Raw genomic sequence first — 23,476 nt, 5'->3', positions numbered from 1 at the left:
CACGAACATCCATGACCAAGACGACGCAACGCAAAGGCATCATCCTCGCCGGTGGCTCGGGCACCCGCCTGCATCCTGCGACGCTGGCGCTCAGCAAGCAGCTGCTGCCGGTGTACGACAAGCCGATGATCTATTACCCGCTCAGCACGCTGATGCTCGGCGGCATGCGCGACATCCTGATCATCAGCACGCCGCAGGACACGCCGCGCTTCCAGCAGCTGCTGGGCGATGGCAGCCAGTGGGGCATCAACCTGCAGTACGCGGTGCAGCCGAGTCCGGACGGGCTGGCGCAGGCTTTCATCATCGGCGACAAGTTCGTGGGCAATGACCCGAGCGCGCTGGTGCTGGGCGACAACATCTTCTATGGTCACGACTTCGCCCACCTGCTCGCCGATGCGGATGCCAAGACCTCGGGTGCGACGGTGTTCGCCTACCACGTGCACGACCCCGAGCGCTACGGCGTGGTGGCCTTCGATGCCCAGGGCAGGGCGAGCAGCATCGAGGAAAAGCCGCTCAAGCCCAAGAGCAGCTATGCGGTCACGGGCCTCTACTTTTACGACAACCAGGTCGTCGATATCGCCAAGGCAGTGAAGCCCAGCGCGCGGGGCGAGCTGGAAATCACGGCGGTGAATCAGGCGTACCTGGACCGCGACCAGCTCAACGTGCAGATCATGCAGCGCGGCTATGCGTGGCTCGATACAGGCACGCACGACAGCCTGCTGGAAGCCGGGCAGTTCATCGCAACGCTGGAGCATCGTCAGGGCCTGAAGATCGCGTGTCCCGAAGAGATTGCGTGGCGCAATGGCTTCATCTCGACCGAGCAGCTCGAAAAGCTTGCCGCACCGCTCGAGAAGAGTGGCTACGGCAAGTACCTGAAGCACCTGCTGAACGACGAGGTGCGCTCATGAAGGCCACGCCCACCGCGATCCCCGAGGTGATCGTGATCGAGCCGAAGGTGTTCGGCGATGCTCGGGGCTTCTTCTTCGAGAGCTTCAACCAGAAGGCCTTCGACGAAGCGATCGGCAAGCACGTCGATTTCGTCCAGGACAACCATTCGCGCTCTGCCAAGGGCGTGCTGCGTGGGCTGCACTACCAGATCCAGCAGCCGCAGGGAAAGCTCGTGCGGGTGGTGCGCGGCGCGGTGTTCGACGTGGCCGTCGACATCCGCAAGTCGTCGCCGACCTTCGGCAAGTGGGTGGGCGTCGAGCTGAACGAAGACAACCACAAGCAACTCTGGGTGCCCGCCGGGTTTGCGCATGGCTTCCTGGTGCTGAGCGAGACGGCCGAGTTTCTCTACAAGACCACCGACTACTACGCGCCTGCGCATGAGCGGTGCATTGTCTGGAACGATCGCCCCCTGGGCATCGTCTGGCCCGATATCGGCATGGAGCCGCAGCTTTCTGCGAAAGATGTCGCAGGCTCCTCGCTCGGCGATGCCGATCTGTTCGCCTAGATCGAACAGTTTCAAGGCACTGTCGCCCGACTCCGGCTATTTTTTCAGTGCCTGCAACATGCGTTCCAGCGTTTCATCAAGCGTTGGCGTGTGCACGGTCGCACCGCTTGCCTGGATCAATCGGTTGAGCTTTTCGGGGTTGCCGCACAACCGGTGAACTTCATTGGCACGGACGAATGCCGGATTCACTTCGATGAGAGGGGAATGCCCGGTCAATCGGGAAAATGTCTCGATGACGAAGCGAAGTGCGTATGGATTTCCGGAGCAGATGTTGTAGATCTCGCCAGGTTCGCCATGGGTCAGCAGAACCAAGTAGGCATCACACACCATTTGAATGTCATTGAATTCGCGTTCGACGTTCAAATTTCCGAGTGCAATGGAAGGCGCCCGCTCCGCAAAATGCGTGGCGAGCTTGGGAATCAAAAAATTGATGTCCTGTCCCGGCCCTGTGTAGTTGAACGGCCGGGTAATGACCAGATTCAATCGGTCCGTGTAGGTCCTTGCCATGTACTCCATGGCGAGCTTGCTCGTTCCATAGTGATTGACCGGGGCCGGCGGCTGCATCTCGTCGATGGGGGAATGCTTGCTGTTGCCGTAGATGTTGGCGCTGCTCGCCAATAGCACTCGCTTCGGGCGAACCGGCAATGCCACCAGTGCGTTGAGCAGATTCGTGCTGCCAACTACATTCACCCCGTAGAACGCGTGTTCGTTTGCATGACCGACAAAGCTGATTGCCGCCAGGTGCACGACCGCGTCGGGCGCAACTGCCAGTGCTTCTTCCTGCAAAGCAGCGGCGTTGGTCAGGTCGGCCTGTAAAGGCACCACCGTATGGCTGGCCGCGGAAGCGCGCTCGGCAAACAGCCTGCCGGTAAAGCCGTCTGCACCGGTCAGCAGGATCTTCAAAACGAGAATCCCGCAGTGTTGCGCCGCAGGTCGGCCTCTACCATCATCTGGCACAGTTGCTCCAGCGTTGTGGCAGGAGCCCAGCCCAGCTTGGCCTTGGCCTTGGCCGGGTCGCCAATCAGCAGTTCGACCTCGGCTGGACGATAGAACTTCGGGTTCACGCGCATCACGGTTTTGCCGGTCGCAGTGTCGACTGCGATTTCCGATTCGGCCGAACCCTTGAAGTCAACCGCAATGCCAGCGCCCTTGAAGGCGAGCTTGACGAAGTCGCGGACTGTTTCTGTTCGGTTTGTCGCTAATACATAGGTGTCGGGTTCGGCGACTTGCAGCATGCGCCACATGCCTTCAACGTATTCCTTGGCAAAACCCCAATCGCGCTTGGCGTCGAGATTGCCCAGTTCCAGCACCTCGAGCTTGCCGAGCTGGATCTTGGCAACGCTGTCGGTGATCTTGCGGGTGACGAATTCACGTCCGCGCAAAGGGCTCTCGTGATTGAACAGGATCCCGCTGCAGCCGAAGATGTCATAGCTTTCGCGGTAATTGATGGTCATCCAGTGGGCGTAGAGCTTGGCCACGCCGTACGGGCTTCGCGGGTAGAAGGGCGTGTCCTCGACCTGTGGAATAGCCTGGACTTTGCCAAACATCTCGGAGGTCGAGGCTTGGTAGAAGCGAATCTTTGGATTGACCAAGCGGATGGCCTCGAGCAAATGCAGGGCGCCGATGCCCGTGATCTGTGCCGTGGCAGCGGGCTGGTTGAAACTTACGCCCACGAAACTTTGTGCCGCGAGGTTGTAGACCTCATCTGGTGTTGCGTCGTTGAGCAGCGTGATCGAACTGCCGAGGTCGGTCAGGTCGTACTCCACAAGATGCAGGTCGGGATTGTCTTGGATGCCGAGCTCTTCGATGCGCCAGAAATTGACGGAGCTGGTGCGGCGATAGGTTCCATAGACCACGTAACCCTTTTCCAGCAGCAATTCCGCCAGGTAGGCACCGTCCTGGCCCGTGATGCCTGTTACAACAGCGCACTTTTTCATCGAAATCCTCTTTCCTATTGAACTGAATGATTGTGAGATATCCGCGGCGATGGGAGCTCGAAATGCCGCCTTGCTGGTGACGCGAGTTTGGTTGGTGTTATCTGGCGCCCAGAAGCGCGGCCTTGAACTGTTCTGCGCTTTGCCGCCAGGTCAGATGCGGCATTGTCTCCGAGCGCGGGTGCTCTTCTTTTCGGAGAAGGACCAACCACTGTTCGACTGCTGAGGCCAGGGCATCGCTTGTCATGCCATCGAAGTAGAACGCATGGTCCGTAGCGACTTCCCTGAATACGGGCAAATTCCTTGCCACGATGGGCAGCTTGTGTGCTGCGGCCTCGATCAACGGCAAGCCGAAGCCTTCGCCCTCCGACGCCAGAAGCAGGCACGCACATGTGTCGTAGAGCCGTTCGAGGTATTCATCGCTGACGCCTTCGAGCCAAAAGAGGCGTCGACCACGCTGTGGGTGCTGTCGCAAGCGCTCGACAAGCGCCTCGACCATCCAACCTGCCTTCCCGACGATGACGAGATTGACATCGGTCCCGTCCCGCCAGAGTTGCTCGAACGCACTCAGCGCTTGCTCGTGGCCCTTTCGAGGTTCGATCGTGCCGACCATGAGGAAACTGGGGGCCTTAGCGATCAGGGCTAACGTCGAGGCGGCATGAGCCGGTATGCTGGCTGTGGATGTCGAAGAAGCGATGTCGGCACCGAGATGAAACACGCCGACCTTGAGCCCTGCGGCAATTCGTTCAGGCACGTTCGCGGAAGCCCAAGCGGTGAACTCGTCGGCCACGGCGTTGGAGATGGCAAGGACGCCATTGCTTTCGGAGATTGCTTTGAGCCAGCGTTCGTGCAGTTCCTTGGCGCCGTCGAAGAACCTGTGGCTCAACAGGACAGGCAGCAGGTCATACACGACGAATTCAACGTGCACGCCGATTTGCTGCAGTTCCCGATAAAAGGCCGTCTGTTCCAGGACGATATGCGGCTGCAGATCGAGGCCCACGAAAACGTCGCCCTCTCTGGCATCGATCGGGGCGTCCTGCAAGCTCTCTGAGCCGCATCCCAAAAATCGGAGTGCAAATTTTCTTGCGTAGTTGTACCCCGGGGTGCCCTTCAAGGCGTAGACGGGCTCGATTCGGTATCCGTCCGGCGGTGCCTCGAACAATGCGCGCAGCATCGATTTCACCAAGCGCTGAATGCCGCTCTGCCAGTCTTTTTGCACCAGTTCCGAGACGTCTACAAAGATCTGGCGCGCGGGTGCAGGCAAGGGCAGCGCTCGTGCGATGCTGCGAGCGGCTTGGACGAGGCTGGTCTCGGAAAGCTCAAGATCCGAAGCGATTGAACTGATCAAGCCGATGCGGCTGTACTCGGCATCGGCCGCGAATGATTCAATTGCATCTGAGTACGCTTGTGCGCAAGCAGCGGGCGCGTGCGCGGTCTCGATCCGATGCTTCCCTCTTTGTCCCAGTGCCTTTGCAGCCTCGGGCGAATGACGCAGCTTCTCCAGCATCGCTATGAGCTCGTCGTTGGTAAATTCATCGGGGAGCATCATGACGGCATCGGTCGGCAAAGATGCCATGGACCCATTGGCATTCACGATCGTCGGAACTCCTCTGCTCATTGCGTCCAGTACCGTCCCCGAAGTCTCACCGCGGGACAGGGTTCGCAATTGCACTGCGACGTCTGCTGCGCTCAAATAACGGTGAAACGTCTCTGAGTCCGCCCAACCCGTGATGCTGACGCCGGATCGCCCTTGAGCCTGGCCTATTGCGCGCTCCAGACGCTGTCCATATGGGCCTTTCTCGTTCTCCCCAACGAAGACCAACCTGCATTTTGGATCTTGCGCCAGCGAAGATTTCAACCATGCCTCGTGCAGGCGATGGTTCAATTTTGTGGGCCCCAGAAGGCCGAATGCGCAGACTAGGAATTCTTCGGAGTCCAGTCCCAGGTCCGCGCGAGCGCGAGCTCTTGCCGACTCGATGGATTCAGGGATGACCCGCAGGTGTGGGATGAGTGCCCACTTGTCAGCGAGCGTCGGGCCGAACCACTCGGTGCCCAACATTGCTGAATACTGCGAATGAACGACAACGCCCGAAGCAAGCCGAAGCACATCGAAATTGCATGGATACCGGAAGACGACCTCCGCCGAGTCTGCTGCGTGCGCGCGGTCTGCTACTGCGCGGTATCCGTGGGATTCGTAGAGCGCATGCGTCCAGTTGAAATGCTCTTTCCCAACGATCTCGCGATGTGCCTGGACGCCGCTCAGGTAGAAGTCGTGCAGAACGACGACGCCCGGTATTTCCTGCAGCAAACCGAACATATGTTGGTGAAACTCGGAATTTCCAAAGTGATAAAGAACCCGATCGAACGCCGATCCGTTTGTGCGGAACCATTCGACGGTGCGCAGTGGAAATGAAACCGGCAATTCGCGCTTGTCGATCGCCTTCAAGTCTGTGATGAGCTCGATGTCATAGAACTTGGCAAGCTCCGGCAGCAGCTCGGCGCTGTAGTTCGCGATGCCGCTTCGCTCGGGCGGAAGCGGCGATACATAAGCCAGGCGAGGACGGGATTTTCCGATTGCCATGCGAGGCGCCTTGGCGGCGGCGCCGATTGATTCGTGCATCTGCTCGAAGGCCGCCAGTGCACGTCGGGCCGATTCGTCCCACGAGAACTTCTTGCTCTGCTTCGTACCATGCTCGACGAGGGCCTTTCGAAATGCGTCGTCCTCGAGCGCCTGCGACATTTTCGCGGCGATGGCGCTGTCGTTGCGCGGGTCGAACATTGCGTCGTCCCATCCGATGACTTCCGGCAGGCTGGACGTGTTTGCACCGATCACTGGCGCGCCGCATAGCATGGCCTCCAGCGCTGGAAGCCCGAACCCTTCGTGCCACGATGGAAAAACGAACAGTGCGCACAGGTTGTACAGATCGATGAGGTCTTGTTCAGGCACGAATCCCGTGACTGCCACGTCCCCTTCGGCCAGCCCTTGCTTTCGGGCGAGCGCAAGAAGGGCCTCGCGGTCCTCGGCGCGCGCCGAGCAGACGATGGCGAGCTGGTGTCCCGATCGCAATGTCGGAGGGATCAGGGCAAATGCCCTGATAAGACCCTCGATGTTCTTCCGATGGTCGATGCCTCCGGTGTACATCACAAAAGGCTTGTGCAGGCGATAGCGTGCGCGCAATTCCTGAATGCGCCCCTCAGGCACATCGACCTTTCTGAAATGATCACTGGCAGCCGTCGAGACATTGACGCAGCGCGCGGCGTCAAGCCCCAGTTGAGAAAGGCCCTCTTGCCTCGATGATTCCGATATGGCGAGCCAAAGGCTGGCTCTTTCCATTGCCTTGACCTTTCCCATATACCAGTCTCGAATGACGGGGTTATCAAGGTAAGGCTGCGGATTGATCAGGGGAATGAGATCGTAGAGCGTGACAGCTGTGGGCGTACGCGCAAAGCGGCCGATGCTGGTAATGCTCGCATCGCCCAGTCCCTCGAAGAGACTGGATACATGGATAGCATCGGGAGCAAGACTCGACAGGAAGGCTTCGTAGAGCTTCTCGTCTGCCTGGACGTCGCCTGATGCTCTGGCCGCGGATCCGGACTGTGCTGCCGGACGCCAGACTTTGACACACGCGGGGTCGATCAGCCCATCGAAGGCAACTTTGATGTCTTCTACCGAATCAGGAAAATGTCCATTCAAGGCAAGCCAGAACTCATGGCCTCTGGTATGTTGCGCCATCGCCTGTGCCAGGGATAGGGAGTAGCGGCCGATGCCGCGGTGCCTGCTGCCGTTCGACTGGGCGCCTTGAAGGTCAATGACGATTCGCATCAGGCGATTTCCGATCTGTACTGGCTTTGACGAAGCTGGAGTTGTCTGAATACCAACGCGGTGTCTGGAGACATCGGCAGAGGCTTTTCTATGGAGTCCGTTGATGCAGCACCCGGCGACGGGGCGAGCATCACTTGCAAGCGGCGCCTCAAGGGCGGGATGCAACTCAGGGCGAAGACAGCCGAACGTTTCAGTGCGGGATGCCGCGCCACCGCAATGGCCGCGATGCGCAGCGCCGTCTTGATTCGGCGCTTGATCCCGCTCTTGATGCGGCCATCTGCGATGGCTGTTGCGACCCGTCTAAGCGGTGTGTTCCCCGCAAGCAATGCTCTGGCTTCTGCATGAATCGCACGGTCGTTTGCATGATTTGCCGATACCTCGGCCGCGCTGGCGCGCGCTTCAGCCTCAACGGCGCGCATCACAGCTTGGTGGACGCGAGTCTTTTCTTCTTCGAGTCGGGCTCTCGCATTGTTTTCTGCCCGAGCCAGTTCGGCCCGTGCGGCTTCGAGTTGTGCGGCATCCGCTTGTCGCTCCGTGCGGTGACTAGAAATCAGGTGTGCGCACCATGCGCTGGAGGAAAAACCGCTTAGCTGCACGCCATCAAAGACGTTGGGTGGCGTTTGAAATGCCGGAATCAACTCCGCGTGTTCCGCTGCGATGTAAAAACGATTAAGTCCATCGAAATACACGAACCGGTACCCTGCGTTGACCAGAATTCTGTCGGCGCCTTCGTAGCGCAGTTCCGTCGACATGGGCACGGTGGCTTCGATCAAGATGATCCACGGGCGCAGCGCCTTGCTGTCCCAGCCGCGGAGCACATCCTCTTCGAGGCCTTCGACATCGATTTTGAGCCAATGCACTTGCTGACCTGCCAGCGACGCCAGGGCAGTGCTCATTGGCAGCATGGGCGTTGGTATGGTTTGGTGGGCAAATCCGTGCGTTGCCTGAAGGCTCTGCGCATAGGCCTTCACGCCGGTGCTCAGGCCTGTTCCGGCAACCACATGGAGGTCCAGAATTCCAGCGCGATTCGCAAGTGCGAGCTGTAGCACGATTTCATCGGGCCTGTCTTGCCTCAGAAGTTCCGCATAGTGCGGCACAGGCTCGACGTGGATGCCACGCCATCCCTGTTCGTAGAAGGCCTTGCTGACGGAGTCCACCACCGGATGCTGCGCGCCGACGTCGACATAAACACCGGCAGTCACATGCTTCAAAGCCCGCCAGAGCATGACGTCCTCGAAGTTTTGTGCGTACGAAGTAAAGGGCGTGGGACTGTTGTTTTTAGTCATTGTGACTTGCGTCTGAAACGCTTGCTCCCGAAAGAAATGCATGTTCTGGCGTTTACCTTCCATTTTACGAGGTGGAATGATGGTTTCTTGGCATGATTGGTGCCACAACGATAAAGCCCCAATGTTGAAAGCTACATTTGTCTGTGAAAGTGTCTTTCTGTGAAGCGAGGGTTTGATTCCCTGCGGCGAGCGGCACGCAAGATTCCCAAGGCCGCGTTCTGGCTGGTGACGCCTTGGCGGATGCGTGAGCGGCTTCAATTTCTGTACGAACGGGCGGCTCGCGAAGCGCGCGTGAAGGCGTTGGCCGATCTGCTCGACCAGGAAAGGTTGCGCCTGGAAACTCTCCGGAGGGGAGATTCAGACGCCGCCCCCGCTCTGATGCTTGATCTGCTCGACACAGCTGACGTGCTCAAGGCTGCCCAATTACCGCCGGAACAGGTTTTTTGGCCGTCCGTCCACGCGGATGCGGTGACGAACCGCCAAGCCGCAGCCCGCTTTCTACTTGACGCGCTGCGTCAGCGGAAAGAGCTCCGCGATCGGTTTCCTGGTGCACTGTCCGAGCCGGGAGGGGGGGGGCTTGTGCTTTGGTTGCACAGCCCCGAAGGGCAGCAGAACCTGGGGGTGACCCCTGAAAATGCCCAGCATCTGGTTTCACTTTTTTCCGAGGATTTTGCCGCCAGGGCCAGGCAATTCTTCTTGGTCAGTGAGGAGATACGGAGCGTGCTGCCGCACGGCCTGCTGCCATCCGGCCAACGAAGCCTCTTCCGGTGGTTCGTGCAGCACGGGCTGCAAGCGGGTGATCTGGGTCTTGAGGAGGTCTGGTGGCTGTTCTTGCAGGCCCGGGAGAATCCGCGCGCGGAATTGCGACTGGCCTTTTTGTTCACGCCACATTGGCAGCAGCACTTTCCCGACGCGTTGACCGTTTTTGGCTGGTCCCGCTTCGCGGACTGGGTGGACAAAACCTATGGTGCAGGCAGCGTGTCGCAGCGCTTGGCCGTGTCTTCCGACTTTCTCGAGCCGGCGCTACAGATCCGCATCGCCTATTTGGCACGCACCAGCTGGAGAGATGAGCATCCTGACGCGCTGTCGAACAAAGCGGCTGCACTGGGCTTACTTCAATGGCTTGAAAGCAGCGAGGAGGCGCAGATCGGACCAGAGGCGCGAGCATGGGTTGCAGGTCTGAACGGGCAGGCACTGATTCCCGACTTGCTCAAGCCCACCGTCAATGTCATCGGCCACTTCTGTTATCCCTCGGGCCTGCGTGTTTCCGTAGAGGCCATGATCGAGGCGATGGCGCTAGCGGGTGTTCGTACGTCCCTTCGCGACATCAGAACCGATGCGCGGGACGATCCCCAGCATGTGCGCTTTGACGGTCTGGAAACAGGAGACATCACGATCATCCACGCCCAACCGGAGCCGTTCTTCGCAGAAGCCTATGCGAGAGCAGACCTCGTCGAGCGAATGCCACGCACTTATCGCATCGCATATTGGTACTGGGAGTTCGATTCCATACCTGATGCTTGGTCCGCCCATGCTGCTCAGGCTGATGAAGTTTGGACCGCAACGGAGTTTATCGCGCGCGGCCTGCGCGAGCGCCTTTCTGTTCCAGTGAGCACGCTTTTCCCCGGCGTGACGCTCGCGCCCTTTCAGGTTCGCGAACGCGCGTACTTCGATCTCGATGCCCATCGCTTCACGTTTTTGTTCACCTTTCACATGATGAGTGTGATGGAGCGCAAGAACCCGTTGGGGCTCGTTCGTGCTTTCAAAATGGCGTTCAGCGCCGACGAGCCTGTCGCGCTGGTGCTGAAGACCTCGTTCGGCGACCGGCATCCCGAGCAATTCCGAGAGCTTTGCGAAGCGGTGGCCGGATTTCCGACTATCACAATCATCGACCAGGTTCTGAGCTCGGACGAAGTGCTTTCGCTGATGCATGCGTGCGATGCATATGTCTCGCTCCATCGCAGCGAAGGTCTTGGCTTGACGATGGCTGAAGCGATGTTGATGGGCAAACCCGTGATCGCGACAGGCTTCTCCGGCAACATGGATTTCATGGACGAAGAAAACAGCCTTCTTGTGTCTTACGAGCGCGTGAAGGTCGGGCGCCCTATTCCTCCCTACGATGCGGATCTGGAATGGGCGGAGCCTTCGGTCGAGCACGCGGCACAACTCATGCGTCGACTCTACGAGGAGCCCGAGTGGGCGCGCGAAATCGGGGCACGCGGTAGATTGAGTGCGGAGAAGAACTTGTCGCTGGAAAAAGCAGGGCGTCGAATGGCCGAGCGCCTGAGCGAAATCGATGCCCTGCGTCGCAGCGCAACGCCTCCGACGAATCTGCCTTAACGCTCGACGATCCGCCCGTGCTCCAGGTGGATCACTCGATTGCACTCTTTCGCAATCAATTCAGGAGAGTGGGAGGCAAGCACCAGGATGCCGGACTTCGCCACCACATCCCGCATGCGTTTCTCTGCCTTCTCTGTGAACTCGGCGTCGCCTACAGAGAGCCATTCGTCCATGAGCAGGATGTCTGCCTCGACACTCGTCGAGATCGAGAAAGCCAGCCGCATCATCATGCCGGTCGAATAGGTCCGCACCGGCATGTTGACGTATTCACCCAGACCACTGAACTCACAGATATCCTGCGAGAGACGGTCCACCTCTTTCTTGCTCATGCCCATCACAAGCCCGCGCAGCATGATGTTCTCGACGCCTGTGGCGTCCATCTCGATGCCCAATGCGGGGTCGATCAGGCTGGCGACCGAGCCTTGGCGCATGAATTCACCCGACGATGGTTCGTATACGCCGGCCAGCGTGCGCAGCAATGTCGACTTGCCCGCGCCGTTGTGGCCGATGAGGCCCAGCCGGTCGCCACTCTTGAGTTCGATGTTGATGCCGCTGAGCGCTTGCACCACGGTGACGCCGGTTTCCTTGCCAAAGCGCCCGCCTGTGACGGAAGCCGCCAGGGTCTTCTTGAGCGATGCTGCGCCCGCCCCATAAATCGGGAAATTGACGGCGACGTTTTTAAGTGAAATGAATGCCATGGATCAGAGCCAGTAGACGACGCGGCGGCGGTATTTGGCGAACAACACGATCGCGGCGGCCACGCAAAGTACAGTCCATACGCCGATACCGATCCAGCTATGAATGTGGGCCACACCGCCCATCAGGGGGGTGCGCAGCAGGTCGAGCATCTGTGCAAAGGGGTTCCAGAGCACATACTTTGCGCGGCTCGGAAGACTTTCTGGAAGCCAGAACACGGGTGTGAGGAACATCAGCATCTGCATCACACTGGTCACGATCTGGGTTACGTCGCGGTAACGCGTGCAGATCAGGCCCAACAGCAGACCCAAGGCGTGCGCGTTGAGGATGAGGATGGCGAAGGCCGGCAAGATCAGCAGCACCGACCATGACAGTGAAATGCCCGCCCACAGGGCCACCGGGATGTACAGCACGATCTGGTGACCAAACTGGATCAGATTTCGCGCAAGGCTGCGCCAGACGAACAGGCTGATCGGAAAGTAGCCTTGCTTCAGATAGTTGGACGAGCCGACGAAGGCATTGCAGGCATCGGTCACGATGCTCGAGAAAAAGCCCCAGAAGATGACGCCGAGTGCCAGATGCGGAAAGAACCGCGACAGCTCGCTGCCGAACAGCGATGCATACAGCGGCCCCATGCCACCGATCATGACCCCCATGCTCAGCGTGAGCCACAGCGGTCCGAGCATCGAGCGCCGATAGCGCAACACGATGTCGAACCAGGCCAGGGTCCACCAGATGTCGGAGCGGCGAGTACCTTCCCACCAGTCGGAGAAGGCGCTGCGATGCAGGTTGGAGTGAACTTGGCTCATGCGCGTCCGTAGGTGTCTGCCAGGCGGACGATGTCGTCTTCGCCCAGGTAGCCGCCACACTGGACTTCAATGAGCACCAGTTCTTCTTCGCCGATATTGGTCAAGCGATGTTTCTCTTTCAATGGGATGTACCGGTACTGGCCCGGCAGGGTGACGTGTTCGAGTTCACCGATCTGCACGATGCCACGCCCTTGAACGACGACCCAATGCTCGGCGCGCTGGTGGTGGTATTGCAGAGACAGTGATTCTCCCGGTTTTACCGTAATGCGTTTGACCTTGTACCCGTCTTCTTCCTTGAGCGATGCGTACGTGCCCCATGGACGATGAACGACGGCAGGCAAATGCACTGTCTCATGCTTGCGGGCCTTCAGCGTGTCGACAACCCGCTTCACTTCCTGGGCACTGTTCTTGTGGGCCACGAGCAGCGCATCGGGCGTGTCAACGATCACGAGATCATGCACTCCCAATGTGGCAACCAGTTTGGGGCCGTGGCTGTCGACCTGTACATGGGTGCCCGTGGTGTCTATGGCGACGACATCTGAGGGCATTGTGTTGCCGCTGGCATCGGGCGTGTGAGCCTTGGCGACCGCCGGCCACGAGCCCACATCGCTCCAGCTGAACTTGGCCGGCACCACATACACGTTGTCCGCAGGTTCCATGACGGCATAGTCGATGCTGATGTCTGGCTGCAGGCCAAATGCATGCAGGTCGAACTGGATGGTGTTGTCGACAGCTTGCGAGGACTTCAATGCATGGCGTGCCGCGGCCAGCAATTCCGGAGCATATTTTTCGAAAGCAGCAACGATCGCGTCGGCCGTGAAGCAGAACATTCCGCTGTTCCAGTAGTAACGGCCGGTTGCCAGGTATTCCTGCGCGGTCTGGAGGTCTGGCTTTTCGACGAAGCGCTTCGCGGGCTGGTTGTCGCGCGAGACCTTGGCTACTTCGACATAGCCGAAGCCCGTGTCCGGCCCAGTAGGGCTGATGCCGAAAACGACCAGGGCTCCTTGCGTGGCAAGACGGAATGCCTGGCTCGCGCTGGCCACGAAAGCTTCGACATCCGGCACCAGATGATCCGCGGAAAGCACCAGCATGACGGTGTCGCCGCTGAACTGCTGGATGCACTGAAGCGCTGCCAGGGCGATCGCCGGTCCAGTGTTGCGGCCCTTGGGCTCCAGCATCAGCGTGGCTTCCGGCGGATCAGTCATCTGCCGCAGCACGTCCTTTGTAAGAAAAAGATGGTCCTTGTTGGTGACGATCATCAGGTCGCCAGTACCGCAAGCCTGTCCCCGTTCGATGGCTTGCTGCAGCAGCGACGAGCCGCCCAGTTTCATGAAGGGCTTGGGAAACGTCTGGCGCGATGCGGGCCAAAGCCGGGAACCCGCCCCTCCTGAGAGCACAACTGAAAGAACGCGCATATTTTTGTAAGGTTTGAAGAAGGGGATAATTTTACCGGCCCTGATTCGAGGGGCCGTAACCAGTGGAAGCTGCCATCTCGTGATCTTTAGCAATGTTCAGTAAGCCTACGCTGCCGGCTGCGCAGCCCTTTCCCCGGCGGCGCGGACTCGACATCGCTTCGAGCAATGCCCAGCTGCAGCGGCAGATAGGTCTGCTGGAGGTGCAGGTCAAGGCGCTGGATGCGCAGGTGCGCAGCATGACGCAGTCCAGCAGCTGGCGCCTGACCGCGCCGCTGCGATGGCTCGGCGGGCACTTTCAGCGCATTGTTCGCGGCGTGCCGGTGGCGGCCGCTCCTGTTCAGCGGGGGAACTATGCCGACTGGGTGGCGCGCTACGACAACCCTGGCAGCGACGCCCGAGAAGATCGCCTGCGTGTGGAGATGGCCGGATGGCCCGCGCGGCCCCGCTTCCTGGTGTTGACTGCAAACGCAGCGGCGTCGCAGGACGCGGCCCGGTCCTTGGCGGCCCAGTCCTACAAGGAATGGGCACTCCAGTCCGGCCCGCTGACCGGGCCCGCGGAGGCGGACTGGATCGTCTGGCTCGAGGCGGGTTGCACGCTGCCCGCCCACGCGCTCTTGAGCATTGCGAAGGAGATCGTCGCGCACCCCGAGGTCCGCATGCTGTATGCCGATGCGGACGTGATCGACGCCGCTGGGCAGCGCAGCAATCCCTGCTTCAAGCCCGACTGGAATCCAGACCTGTTCTTGTCGCGCAATCTTTTCTCGCCGATGGGCGTGATCCAGGCCAGCCTGTTCGATGAAGCGGGAGGCCTGAACCCGGCGGCCGAGGGCTTCGATCTGGCATTGCGTTGCGTGGAGCGAATCCAACCCGACCAGATCCGCCACATCCCGCGAATCCTCAGCCACTCCAGCGCGCCGCCTGCGCCGCCCGGTGCCGCCGACGAGCAAGCACTCGAACGCCATTTCCAGCGTACCGGCACCGCGGCCACCGCCGAGGCGACGCCTCACGGCCTCCGCGCGCACTATGCGCTGCCCGAGGCGCCGCCCTTTGTTTCGCTCGTCATCCCGACCCGCAACGGCGTGAACCTGGTCCGCCAGTGCATCGAGAGCATCGTCCTGGAGACTGCCTACCCGAACTACGAGATCCTGCTGGTCGACAACGGTTCGGACGACCCCGAGGCGCTCGCGTACTTCGCCGCGCTCGACGCGCAGCCGGGCATCACCGTGATTCGCGATGACCGCCCCTTCAATTATTCGGCGCTGAACAACGCCGCCGTGGCCCGGGCGCGCGGAGAACTCGTCGGCTTGCTCAACAACGACATCGAAGTCATCTCGCCCGACTGGCTCCATGAAATGGTGTCGCTCGCGCTGCAGCCCGGCGTGGGCGCGGTCGGCGCGAAGCTGCTCTATCCCGACATGACCATCCAGCACGGCGGCGTGGTCCTGGGCATCGGGGGCATGGCGGGGCACGCGCACAAGCACCTGCCATCGACCGTCGCGGGCCATGGCGGGCGCGCCCAGCTGATCCAGAATTTTTCGGCGGTCACCGCGGCCTGCCTCGTCGTGCGCAAGTCGCTCTACGAACAGGTCGGCGGGCTCGATGAAGCACAACTCGGCGTGGCGTACAACGACGTCGATTTCTGCCTGCGCCTGCGTCAGGCCGGCTATCGCAACGTCTGGACACCGTATGCCGAACTGCTGCATCACGAGTCGGCGAGCCGCGGCCTCGAAGTGGCTGCGGAATCGCGGGACCGGCTCGCGCGCGAGTCCGCGTTCATGCAAAGCCGCTGGGCCGGGCTGATCGCCCACGACCCCGCCTACAACCCCAACCTCACGCTCGACACCGAAGATTTCGACCTGGCATGGCCGCCGCGCGAACCCCGCAACGGCATCGCCACGACAACCCACCCATGAACGCTCCCCGTCCTCTCGAAGTCTCCGTCGCCCTCTGCACCTACAACGGCGCCCGGTTCCTCCGCGAGCAGGTGCGCAGCATCTGCCTGCAGACCCGGCCGCCGGTCGAAATCGTGCTGTCCGACGACGCCTCGCGCGACGGCTCGGTCGAGGTGGTGCGCGCGACCGTGGCCGAATGCGCGGCCGAACGCCCGGGCCAGCCGATCGCCCTGCGGGTCTTCGAGAACCCGGTTGCCTTGCGCGTCGTCAAGAATTTCGAGCAGGCCATCAGTGCCTGCGCCAGCGAGCTGATTGCGCTCAGCGACCAGGACGACGTGTGGATGCCCGACCGGCTCGCGTTGATGGTGGCCCGCTTCGAGCAGGACGCCAACCTGATGCTGCTGCACACCGATGCGCGGCTGGTCGATTCCGAGCGCCGCGACCTGAACCAGACGCTGTTCCATGCGCTCGAGGTCACGCCCTTGGAGCTCGCGCAGGTGCACGGCGGCAAGGCCTTCGATGCGCTGCTGCGTCGCAACCTGGTGACCGGCGCGACCACCGTCTTTCGCCGCGCGCTGCTGGCCGACGCCTTGCCGCTGCCGGTCGAGTGGGTGCACGACGAATGGCTGGGCATCGTCGCATCGACCACGGCGCGGGTCGACCTGCTGGAGCAGCCGCTCATCGAATACCGCCAGCACGAATCCAACCAGATCGGCGCGCGGCGCGACACCCTTGCGGAGAAGGTGCGCAAGGCGCTGGCTTCCCGCGGCAATACGCACGTGGAGCGCGCAATCAAGGCCGAACTGCTGCTTGCGAGGCTGCTGCAACTGGGAGACAGGGTCCCGCCCGAGATCATCGCCAAGGTGCGCAGCAAGATCGTGCACCAGCGTTTCCGCGCCGCCTTGCCCGCGTCGCGGCTCGCGCGCATCGTGCCGATCGCGCGCGAAGCCATGACCGGCCGCTACGACAAGTTTGGCCGCGGCGTGCGCGGCGTGGTCCGCGACCTTTTCGAATCTGTGTAGGCTCCGCCCCCAAAGAACCATGAACCCAATGAACGCCTCCCCAGATTCCACCATCGCAGCGCAACCGACCGCCTGGCCGAGCGTCGTGGTGATCATCCCGTTCTACAACGGCGCCGATTTCATCGAGCGCTCCGTGAAGAGCGTCTTCGAGCAGACGGTGTCTGCGGCCGAGGTGATCGTGGTCAACGACGGCTCGCGCCCCGAGGAGCGCGCCTCGCTCGACGCGCTGGCCGCGCGCTATCCGTTTCGCATCATCGACAAGGAAAACGGCGGCCAAGGGTCGGCGCGCAATGCCGGCGTGAAGGCGTCCACCTCGGACTTCATCTGCTTTCTCGACCAGGACGACTTCTACCTGCCCAACCACATCGAGACGCTGGCGTCTTCGATCCCGCCCGGCGACCGGCTGTTCGGCTACGTCTACGCCGACCTGTACGAGGCCGACGCCGACGGCAACGTGATCCGCACCGGCGTGATCAAGGAGCACGCGACGCACCCCAAGCGCAACATCAACGACCTGCTGCGCAACGACATGTTCGTGCTGCCATCGGCCGCGCTGGTGAGCCGCAAGGCCTTCGAGGCCGTCGACGGTTTCGATTCGCAGTTCATGGGCTTCGAGGACGACGACCTGTTCCTGCGCATCTTCCGCAAGGGGTTCAGCAACTACTTCGTGGACAAGGCCGTCACCGTCTGGTGCATCCATACGGCGAGCACCTCCTTCGGCATCCGGATGATCCGCAGCCGCTTCAAGTACTTCAAGAAGCTCACGCAGATGTTCCCCGATGAGCACGTGCGCGGGCGCTACTACTTCCGCGACTGCCTGGTGCCGCGGTTCCAGCCGTACTTTGTCAACCACGCGATCGAGTCGATCAAGAACGACGACCAGTACCGCGAGGAGATGACTGCGATCCTCAACGAATACGGCGCGATGGTGCTGGCCAACCCCTACGTGGGGCGCAAGAAGAAGCTGCGCCTGCGGATCACGCTGTTTTTGCTCAACCACTGCCCGCCGGGCGTGGTGCGCCTGGTCGGCGCCGTCACGCGCCTGCCGGGCATTCGCAGCCTGCGCCGCCTGTACGCCTAGCGGGCGGGGGCTGGAGCGGCCGCCGCAGGCTGCTTCGGCGTCGTCATTGCCGGGTCGACGTAGGTGGCGAACTTGCGCACGTACTCGGCGCGCAGGTGCCCGGCGTCCTTGTAGATCGGTGTGGCATCGGCGTCGGCGCGGGTGCACCAGTCTTTCTCGCACAGCGTCGGAATCGGGTCGATCACGATGGCGCCGCTGCGCTGTGCGATCTGGCGCATGCGCTCGTGCAGCGCCTTCTGCTCCGGCACCCAGGGCGCGGTCGGCGACATGCGCCCGACGGTCATGTTGCCCAGGCGGCCACCCTTCACGAATTCCTCGGGGCCGAAGCCTTCGCCGACCGGGTTGTCGAGCAGCAGGTAGACCTGCTTGTGCTTGGAGAGCGCCGTCATCACGGTCTCGAGCGTGTTGAGCGCGAAGTCCGCGCCGCCGCCGCCCATGAAGCGGCGCTTGTTCTTGCCGTCGAGGTAGTAGTAGCGATCCGCCGCGGCGTTGTCGGCGGTGGGCTTGTCGGTTTCCGAGAAGTAGCAGTTCCAGCAGCCGCCGAAGACGACCGCATCGAACTTGTCGCTCACCGCCAGGCGCATGCCGCCATCGCGGCGTTCCGCGCAGAGGTTGTTCTGCTCGTCGACTACATTGGGAATCGGCGGGCAGGCGCCCCAGGTCACGAAGGAGAGCGAGTCGAGCGTGTCGGGCGAGGTCTTGCTCAGTTCCACCGCGCGCGGGCCGTACTGCTCGATGTGGCTGTCGCCGAAGAACAGCACCCGGCGCTTGCCGTGGCCGATCTGCTGCAGCACCTCGCCGTCGACCTTGATCGGGCTCAGGCCGTCCGGATACGCCCAGTCCTTGGCGGCTGCGGCTGTCTTGTTGAAGTAGGGGTCGCTGTGGCGTCCGACGTAGTAGCCCGTGGTGGCCAGGAGGCCAAGCACGACGAAGCCCACCATCGAGGCCACGAGGCCCGAGGTCACCGTGGGGTTCTCGCTCTTGCGCGTGTAGCGTTCGACGAAGCGGTAGGTCAGCCACGCGAGCACGAAGGAGGCGACCAGCATGAGCGCCCGGATGCCGTCGGAAGGCAGCTTGCCTTCCAGGATGCGCGCGTACGCCAGCAGCGGCCAGTGCCACAGGTAGAGCGGGTAGCTGATGAGCCCGACCCACACCATCGGCTTCGATGCGAGCACGTAGCGGTTGAGCACGCCAGTCGGGCCGGCGGCGATGCAGAAGAAGGCGCCCAGCGTCGGCAGGATCGCCCAGAAGCCCGGGAAGGCCTTGCCGCCGCGAATGAAGCACAGGCCCAGCACGATCAGCGCCAGCCCGGCGATGGATTGCGCATGGCGGCCCCAGCCCGGCTTGGGCAGGGGCCGGTGCAGCCGCATGTACGCGAGCATGCCGCCGATCATCAGCTCCCAGAAGCGCGAGAGCGGCGAATAGAACGCGGCCGTGCGGTGGCTGTGGATGGTCGTCACGTTGAGCAGGAACGACGCCGCCGCCACGATGCCCACCACCCAGAGCACGCGCCACTTGCGCTTCCACGCCAGGCCCAGCAGCACGGGCCAGAAGATGTAGAACTGCTCCTCGATGGCGAGCGACCACAGGTGCAAGAGCGGCTTGGTCTCGGCGGCGTTGTCGAAGTAGCCGGCCTCGCTCCAGAACGCGAAGTTCGAGACGAACCCGGCGCCTGAGGCGATGTGCTTGCCGAGCTGCACCCATTCGTTGGGCAGCAGCGCGTACCAGCCGAAGGCCAGCGTGGCCGCCAGCACCAGCGCCAGCGCCGGGAAGATCCGCTTCACGCGCCGGGCGTAGAACTCGCGGTAGCTGAAGCCGTCGCCCTCGAAGCTGCCCAGGATGATCGTGGTGATCAGGAAGCCCGAGATGACGAAGAAGATGTCGACGCCGATGAAGCCGCCCTTGATCCACTGCGGGAACGCGTGGTAACCCAGGACCGAGAGCACCGCCACGGCGCGCAGCCCGTCGATGTCCGGGCGGTATTTGGGGTGAACCAGGTGGGCGTGTTCGTTATGGAACGTCGGGCTCGTCGTTGTCGTCGTCATCGTCTGTGTGAAGGCGCGCTTGCTTTTTTCGTTCCCGATTGTCCTCGCAAACGCTTTTTGCCCCGATCGGTGCGCTCGTTAGGGGCGGGGCGGCTGCATCCGCCTGTAGCGCCAGAAGGCGCCCGACAGCCACACCTTCAAGAGGCTGGTGACGTGCCAGTACAGATAGCGCTTGCTGCGGTGGCTCGCGCGCTGGGCGTCGTGTCGCGCGAGCAGGTCTTCGCCGACCTGCAGTCTCCATCCCGCGAGCTGGGTGCGGGCGCAGATGTCGAAGTCTTCGCCATACATGAAGAAGCGCTCGTCGAAGCCGCCGATCTGGCGGTAGGCGTCGCTGCGAAACAGCATGAACAGGCCGGGAATCCACGCGGGAACGGCCGGCGGCACATAGCCTGCCTTGTTGCGCCCGAGGATCTCGAAGGGCGTGAGCAAGGCCCGGTGCGGCTCGGGCGCGGGCTTGCCGGGTTCCAGGATGCGCGGTGTCATCAGGCCGGCGTCAGGTGCGGCCTGCACGATCAGCGGCGCGAGCACGTCGCTGTCGAAACGGATGTCCGGGTTGAGCACCAGGAACCAGGGCGTCGTGCAGCGCGCAAAAGCCTGGTTGTGATTGGCGCCGAAGCCCTTGGGGCTCGCGTTCTCGATCCGCTCGACCTCGAATCCCCAGCTTTGCCCCGCGAGCACGTCCGGCTCGGGAATGTTCACCGTGAGCACGACCTTGGCAATCGACGCGCGGCTGTGCCGGTCCAACTGGTCGATCAGCGGCTTTACCAGCGCGAGCTGGCCGTGGCTCACGATGGAAATGGTGATCGGGGGCAAAGGAGCGGGGAAGGCGGGGGATGAGGGCGTGGGCATGGTCTAATTTCGCTCGGGAATTCTAGGGTTCCCCAACTCCCACACATGATTGCCCTGATCGTCATCAGTTTCTTCGTCGCCGCCTTCGCGGTCCAGCTCTTCATGCGCCGGGCGCGCCGGCACGCGCGGCTCTACGGCGCCGACATGCCGCAGCGCTTCCACAAGGGTCATGTGCCGCGCCTGGGCGGTGCGGGCATCCTGCTGGGCATGGGGGTGGCCTGGCTGGCGGCGGGCATTACCGGCACCGATCCCTTCAACGTGTCGTGGCCCGTCAAGACCTCGATGCTGACGCTGCTGTGCATTGCGCCGGCGGTGCTGGGCGGCATCGTCGAAGACATGACGCAGAAGGTGAAGGTGCGCTATCGGCTGGGCCTCACCATCGGCTCGGCCCTGCTGGTGTGCTGGCTGCTCGGGCTGGGCGTTGCGCGCACCGGCATCCCGATGGTCGATGGCTGGCTGGCCATGCTGCCGTATGCCACGGTTCTGTTCGCAGCGCTCGCCATCGGCGGCCTGCCGCATGCCTTCAACATCATCGACGGCTACAACGGCCTGGCCGGCACCGTCGCCGTGCTGGTTTGCCTGGCGATCTCGCACGTGGCCCTGCAGGTGGGCGACCGGCAACTGGCGGCCATGGTGGTGTGCCTCGTCGGCGCCACGGTCGGCTTCCTGGTCTGGAACTATCCGCGCGGCAAGATCTTTGCCGGCGACGGCGGCGCCTACGTCTGGGGCATGGTGATCGCCGTGGCCTGCGTGACGCTGGTGCAGCGGCACCGCGTGGTGTCGCCGTGGTTCCCGATGCTGCTCCTGATCTACCCGGTGTGGGAGACGCTGTTCTCCATCTACCGCAAGCTCGCGCGCGGCCAGTCGCCCGGTACGGCCGATGCGCTGCATTTCCACCAGCTGATCTTCCGCCGCATCGTGCGCGTGGCGCTGGCGGACGATGAGGCGCGGCAGCTGCTCGCACGCAACAACCGCACCTCGCCCTACCTCTGGATGTTCGCCGCGCTGTCGGTGGTGCCCGCGGTGCTGTTCTGGAACAACACCATCGTGCTGATGCTGTTCTGCCTGCTGTTCGTCACGACGTACGTGGGTGCCTACCTGATGATCGTCAGGTTCAAGGTCCCGCGTTGGCTGCGACCTTGAGAGAATTTTTCTGTTCGTTCCCATCGTTCAACGCTTTGGAGCCTGACCGCCCATGACCGACCCCGTCCTCAACATCCCCCCGCGCGACAAGGCCGAGATCCTGGCCCAGGCGCTGCCGTACATCCGCAAGTTCCACGGCAAGACCATCGTCATCAAGTACGGCGGCAACGCCATGACCGACCCGGCCCTGCAGGCCGACTTCGCCGAAGACGTGGTGCTGCTCAAGCTGGTCGGCATGAACCCGGTGGTGGTGCATGGCGGCGGCCCGCAGATCGAGGCGGCGCTCAACAAGCTGGGCAAGAAGGGCAGCTTCATCCAGGGCATGCGCGTGACCGACGCCGAGACCATGGAAGTCGTCGAATGGGTGCTGGCCGGCGAGGTGCAGCAGGACATCGTGGGCCTGATCAACCAGGCTGGCGGCAAGGCCGTGGGCCTGACCGGGCGCGATGGCGGCCTCATCCGCGCGCAGAAGCTCAAGCTGGCCGACCGCACCGATCCCAACGTGCAGCACGACGTGGGGCAGGTCGGCGACATCGTCTCCATCGACCCCAGCGTGGTGAAGGCGCTGCAGGACGATGCGTTCATTCCCGTCGTGAGCCCGATCGGCTTCGGCGAGGAGAACGAGAGCTACAACATCAACGCCGACGTCGTCGCCGGCAAGCTCGCCACCGTGCTCAAGGCCGAGAAGCTCATGCTCCTGACCAACACGCCCGGTGTGCTCGACAAGGACGGCAAGCTGCTCACCAACCTGAGCGCCCGCGAAATCGACGACCTGTTCGCCGACGGCACCATCTCGGGCGGCATGCTGCCCAAGATCGAGGGTGCGCTCGATGCGGCCAAGAGCGGCGTGAACGCGGTGCACATCATCGACGGCCGCGTGCCGCACGCGATGCTGCTGGAGATCCTGACCGACCAGGCCTACGGGACGATGATCCGCGCCCGCTGAGAGGGGCGGGGGGCGCGCCTGTTGCGCTGTGCGAGAATCAATTGATTACATCTTTGCACGCGCTCCCATGCAGAACGAAGAGACAGCTGCTCCCGGCGTAGAGACCTCAGCGGAAACGCCAGCCACCCCGACGCGCAAGCGTCCGAAACCGGGGGAGCGGCGCGTGCAGATCCTGCAGGCGCTGGCCGCCATGCTCGAGCAGCCCGGCGCCGAGCGGGTCACCACCGCGGCGCTGGCCGCGCGGCTCGAGGTGAGCGAGGCTGCGCTCTACCGCCATTTCGCGAGCAAGGCCCAGATGTTCGAGGGCCTGATCGATTTCATCGAGCAGAGCGTGTTCACCCTGGTGAACCAGATCCTCGAGCGCGAGGGTGCCACCGGCGCCCAGCAAGCCGCGCGAATCCTCACGTTGCTGGTCCAGTTCGCCGAGCGCAATCCGGGCATGACGCGCGTCATGGTCGGCGACGCGCTGGTCTACGAGAACGAGCGCCTGCAGCAGCGCATGAACCAGTTCTTCGACAAGATCGAAGCCACGTTGCGCCAGGTATTGCGCGGCGCGGCCACCGCCGAAGGGTCGTCCACGCCCTCCGTCGATGCGCAGGTGCGCGCCGCGGCGCTCACGGCCTTCGTGGTCGGGCAATTGCAGCGCTTTGCGCGCTCGGGTTTCCGGCGCGCGCCGTCCGAGCACCTCGAAGCCACGATCGCCTTGATCGTCTGATACGTTCCCTTCCCCGTTCGGGGAAGG

The 23,476-nt window shown here is 62.4% G+C and carries 18 protein-coding genes; 9 read left to right on the top strand and 9 right to left on the bottom strand.

Annotated features, from left to right (window positions below; genetic code table 11):
- The first annotated feature begins 11 nt into the window (after nt 1–11).
- Together rfbA and rfbC are read left to right on the top strand one after the other, a co-directional pair.
- Nucleotides 12–908: a glucose-1-phosphate thymidylyltransferase RfbA gene (gene rfbA / locus J2W23_RS26555; RefSeq protein WP_307650873.1), complete on the top strand. Its 897-nt coding sequence runs from the start codon at nt 12–14 to the stop codon at nt 906–908.
- A complete protein-coding gene (gene rfbC / locus J2W23_RS26550) occupies nt 905–1,453 on the top strand; it encodes a dTDP-4-dehydrorhamnose 3,5-epimerase (protein WP_176660007.1) in 549 nt (182 codons plus the stop codon). Before rfbA ends, rfbC begins: the two co-directional genes overlap by 4 nt.
- A gap of 36 nt (nt 1,454–1,489) precedes the next feature.
- On the opposite strand, the gene J2W23_RS26545 is transcribed toward rfbC, so the two are convergent.
- The 4 genes from J2W23_RS26545 to J2W23_RS26530 all read right to left on the bottom strand — a co-directional run bounded on the left by J2W23_RS26545 (nt 1,490) and on the right by J2W23_RS26530 (nt 8,496).
- Nucleotides 1,490–2,356 (bottom strand): NAD-dependent epimerase/dehydratase family protein, encoded by an 867-nt coding sequence (locus J2W23_RS26545; protein ID WP_176660008.1) that lies wholly within the window; start codon nt 2,354–2,356, stop codon nt 1,490–1,492.
- Nucleotides 2,353–3,390 carry a GDP-mannose 4,6-dehydratase gene (gmd, locus tag J2W23_RS26540; RefSeq protein WP_176660009.1) on the bottom strand — a complete coding sequence of 346 codons (1,038 nt, stop codon included), beginning with the start codon at nt 3,388–3,390 and terminating at the stop codon, nt 2,353–2,355. Before gmd ends, J2W23_RS26545 begins: the two co-directional genes overlap by 4 nt.
- A gap of 97 nt (nt 3,391–3,487) precedes the next feature.
- Nucleotides 3,488–7,210 carry a glycosyltransferase gene (locus tag J2W23_RS26535; protein WP_307650872.1) on the bottom strand — a complete coding sequence of 1,241 codons (3,723 nt, stop codon included), beginning with the start codon at nt 7,208–7,210 and terminating at the stop codon, nt 3,488–3,490.
- On the bottom strand, nt 7,210–8,496 hold the full coding sequence (locus tag J2W23_RS26530; protein WP_176660011.1) for an FkbM family methyltransferase: 1,287 nt from the start codon (nt 8,494–8,496) through the stop codon (nt 7,210–7,212). The genes J2W23_RS26535 and J2W23_RS26530 overlap by 1 nt, the downstream gene beginning before the upstream one ends.
- Before the next feature lie 159 nt (nt 8,497–8,655).
- Between J2W23_RS26530 and J2W23_RS26525 the strand changes: the two genes are divergently transcribed.
- Entirely contained in the window at nt 8,656–10,836 is a 2,181-nt protein-coding gene (locus J2W23_RS26525; RefSeq protein WP_307650871.1) for a glycosyltransferase family 4 protein, read from the top strand.
- Here the strand turns inward: J2W23_RS26525 and J2W23_RS26520 are convergent.
- The 3 genes from J2W23_RS26520 to J2W23_RS26510 are packed head-to-tail and all read right to left on the bottom strand — an operon-like array spanning nt 10,833 to nt 13,756.
- Nucleotides 10,833–11,534 (bottom strand): ABC transporter ATP-binding protein, encoded by a 702-nt coding sequence (locus tag J2W23_RS26520; protein WP_176660012.1) that lies wholly within the window; start codon nt 11,532–11,534, stop codon nt 10,833–10,835. The genes J2W23_RS26525 and J2W23_RS26520 overlap by 4 nt on opposite strands.
- A gap of 3 nt (nt 11,535–11,537) precedes the next feature.
- Nucleotides 11,538–12,341 carry an ABC transporter permease gene (locus tag J2W23_RS26515; RefSeq protein ID WP_176660013.1) on the bottom strand — a complete coding sequence of 268 codons (804 nt, stop codon included), beginning with the start codon at nt 12,339–12,341 and terminating at the stop codon, nt 11,538–11,540.
- Nucleotides 12,338–13,756: a mannose-1-phosphate guanylyltransferase/mannose-6-phosphate isomerase gene (locus J2W23_RS26510; RefSeq protein WP_176660014.1), complete on the bottom strand. Its 1,419-nt coding sequence runs from the start codon at nt 13,754–13,756 to the stop codon at nt 12,338–12,340. The genes J2W23_RS26515 and J2W23_RS26510 overlap by 4 nt, the downstream gene beginning before the upstream one ends.
- A 92-nt stretch (nt 13,757–13,848) precedes the next feature.
- On the opposite strand from J2W23_RS26510, the gene J2W23_RS26505 reads away from it, so the two are divergent.
- From J2W23_RS26505 to J2W23_RS26495, 3 genes are read left to right on the top strand one after another with little or no spacing between them, the layout of a single operon-like run.
- On the top strand, nt 13,849–15,669 hold the full coding sequence (locus tag J2W23_RS26505) for a glycosyltransferase family 2 protein (protein ID WP_307650870.1): 1,821 nt from the start codon (nt 13,849–13,851) through the stop codon (nt 15,667–15,669).
- The gene (locus J2W23_RS26500; protein ID WP_307650869.1) at nt 15,666–16,670 is read left to right on the top strand and encodes a glycosyltransferase family 2 protein; all 1,005 of its coding nucleotides are present in this window, start codon (nt 15,666–15,668) and stop codon (nt 16,668–16,670) included. The genes J2W23_RS26505 and J2W23_RS26500 overlap by 4 nt, the downstream gene beginning before the upstream one ends.
- 28 nt (nt 16,671–16,698) lie before the next feature.
- Nucleotides 16,699–17,751: a glycosyltransferase family 2 protein gene (locus J2W23_RS26495; RefSeq protein WP_307650868.1), complete on the top strand. Its 1,053-nt coding sequence runs from the start codon at nt 16,699–16,701 to the stop codon at nt 17,749–17,751.
- Here J2W23_RS26495 and J2W23_RS26490 read toward each other — a convergent pair.
- Both J2W23_RS26490 and J2W23_RS26485 read right to left on the bottom strand, forming a co-directional pair.
- On the bottom strand, nt 17,748–19,796 hold the full coding sequence (locus J2W23_RS26490) for an acyltransferase family protein (RefSeq protein WP_307650867.1): 2,049 nt from the start codon (nt 19,794–19,796) through the stop codon (nt 17,748–17,750). The genes J2W23_RS26495 and J2W23_RS26490 overlap by 4 nt on opposite strands.
- 78 nt (nt 19,797–19,874) lie before the next feature.
- On the bottom strand, nt 19,875–20,645 hold the full coding sequence (locus J2W23_RS26485; protein ID WP_307607319.1) for a glycosyltransferase family 2 protein: 771 nt from the start codon (nt 20,643–20,645) through the stop codon (nt 19,875–19,877).
- A 45-nt stretch (nt 20,646–20,690) separates the two neighbouring features.
- Between J2W23_RS26485 and J2W23_RS26480 the strand changes: the two genes are divergently transcribed.
- From J2W23_RS26480 to slmA, 3 genes are all read left to right on the top strand, one after another.
- Nucleotides 20,691–21,788 (top strand): glycosyltransferase family 4 protein, encoded by a 1,098-nt coding sequence (locus J2W23_RS26480; RefSeq protein WP_176660020.1) that lies wholly within the window; start codon nt 20,691–20,693, stop codon nt 21,786–21,788.
- A 52-nt stretch (nt 21,789–21,840) separates the two neighbouring features.
- Entirely contained in the window at nt 21,841–22,734 is an 894-nt protein-coding gene (gene argB / locus J2W23_RS26475) for an acetylglutamate kinase (RefSeq protein ID WP_176660021.1), read from the top strand.
- A 67-nt stretch (nt 22,735–22,801) separates the two neighbouring features.
- On the top strand, nt 22,802–23,449 hold the full coding sequence (gene slmA / locus J2W23_RS26470) for a nucleoid occlusion factor SlmA (protein ID WP_307650866.1): 648 nt from the start codon (nt 22,802–22,804) through the stop codon (nt 23,447–23,449).
- The last annotated feature ends 27 nt before the right edge of the window (nt 23,450–23,476 follow it).

Origin of the sequence: Variovorax boronicumulans, assembly GCF_030812215.1 — a bacterium.
Classification (GTDB): Bacteria; Pseudomonadota; Gammaproteobacteria; order Burkholderiales; family Burkholderiaceae_C; genus Variovorax; species Variovorax boronicumulans_C.
The sequence above is the reverse complement of the archived record's forward strand: the minus strand, read 5'-3'. Positions and strand labels throughout refer to the sequence as shown.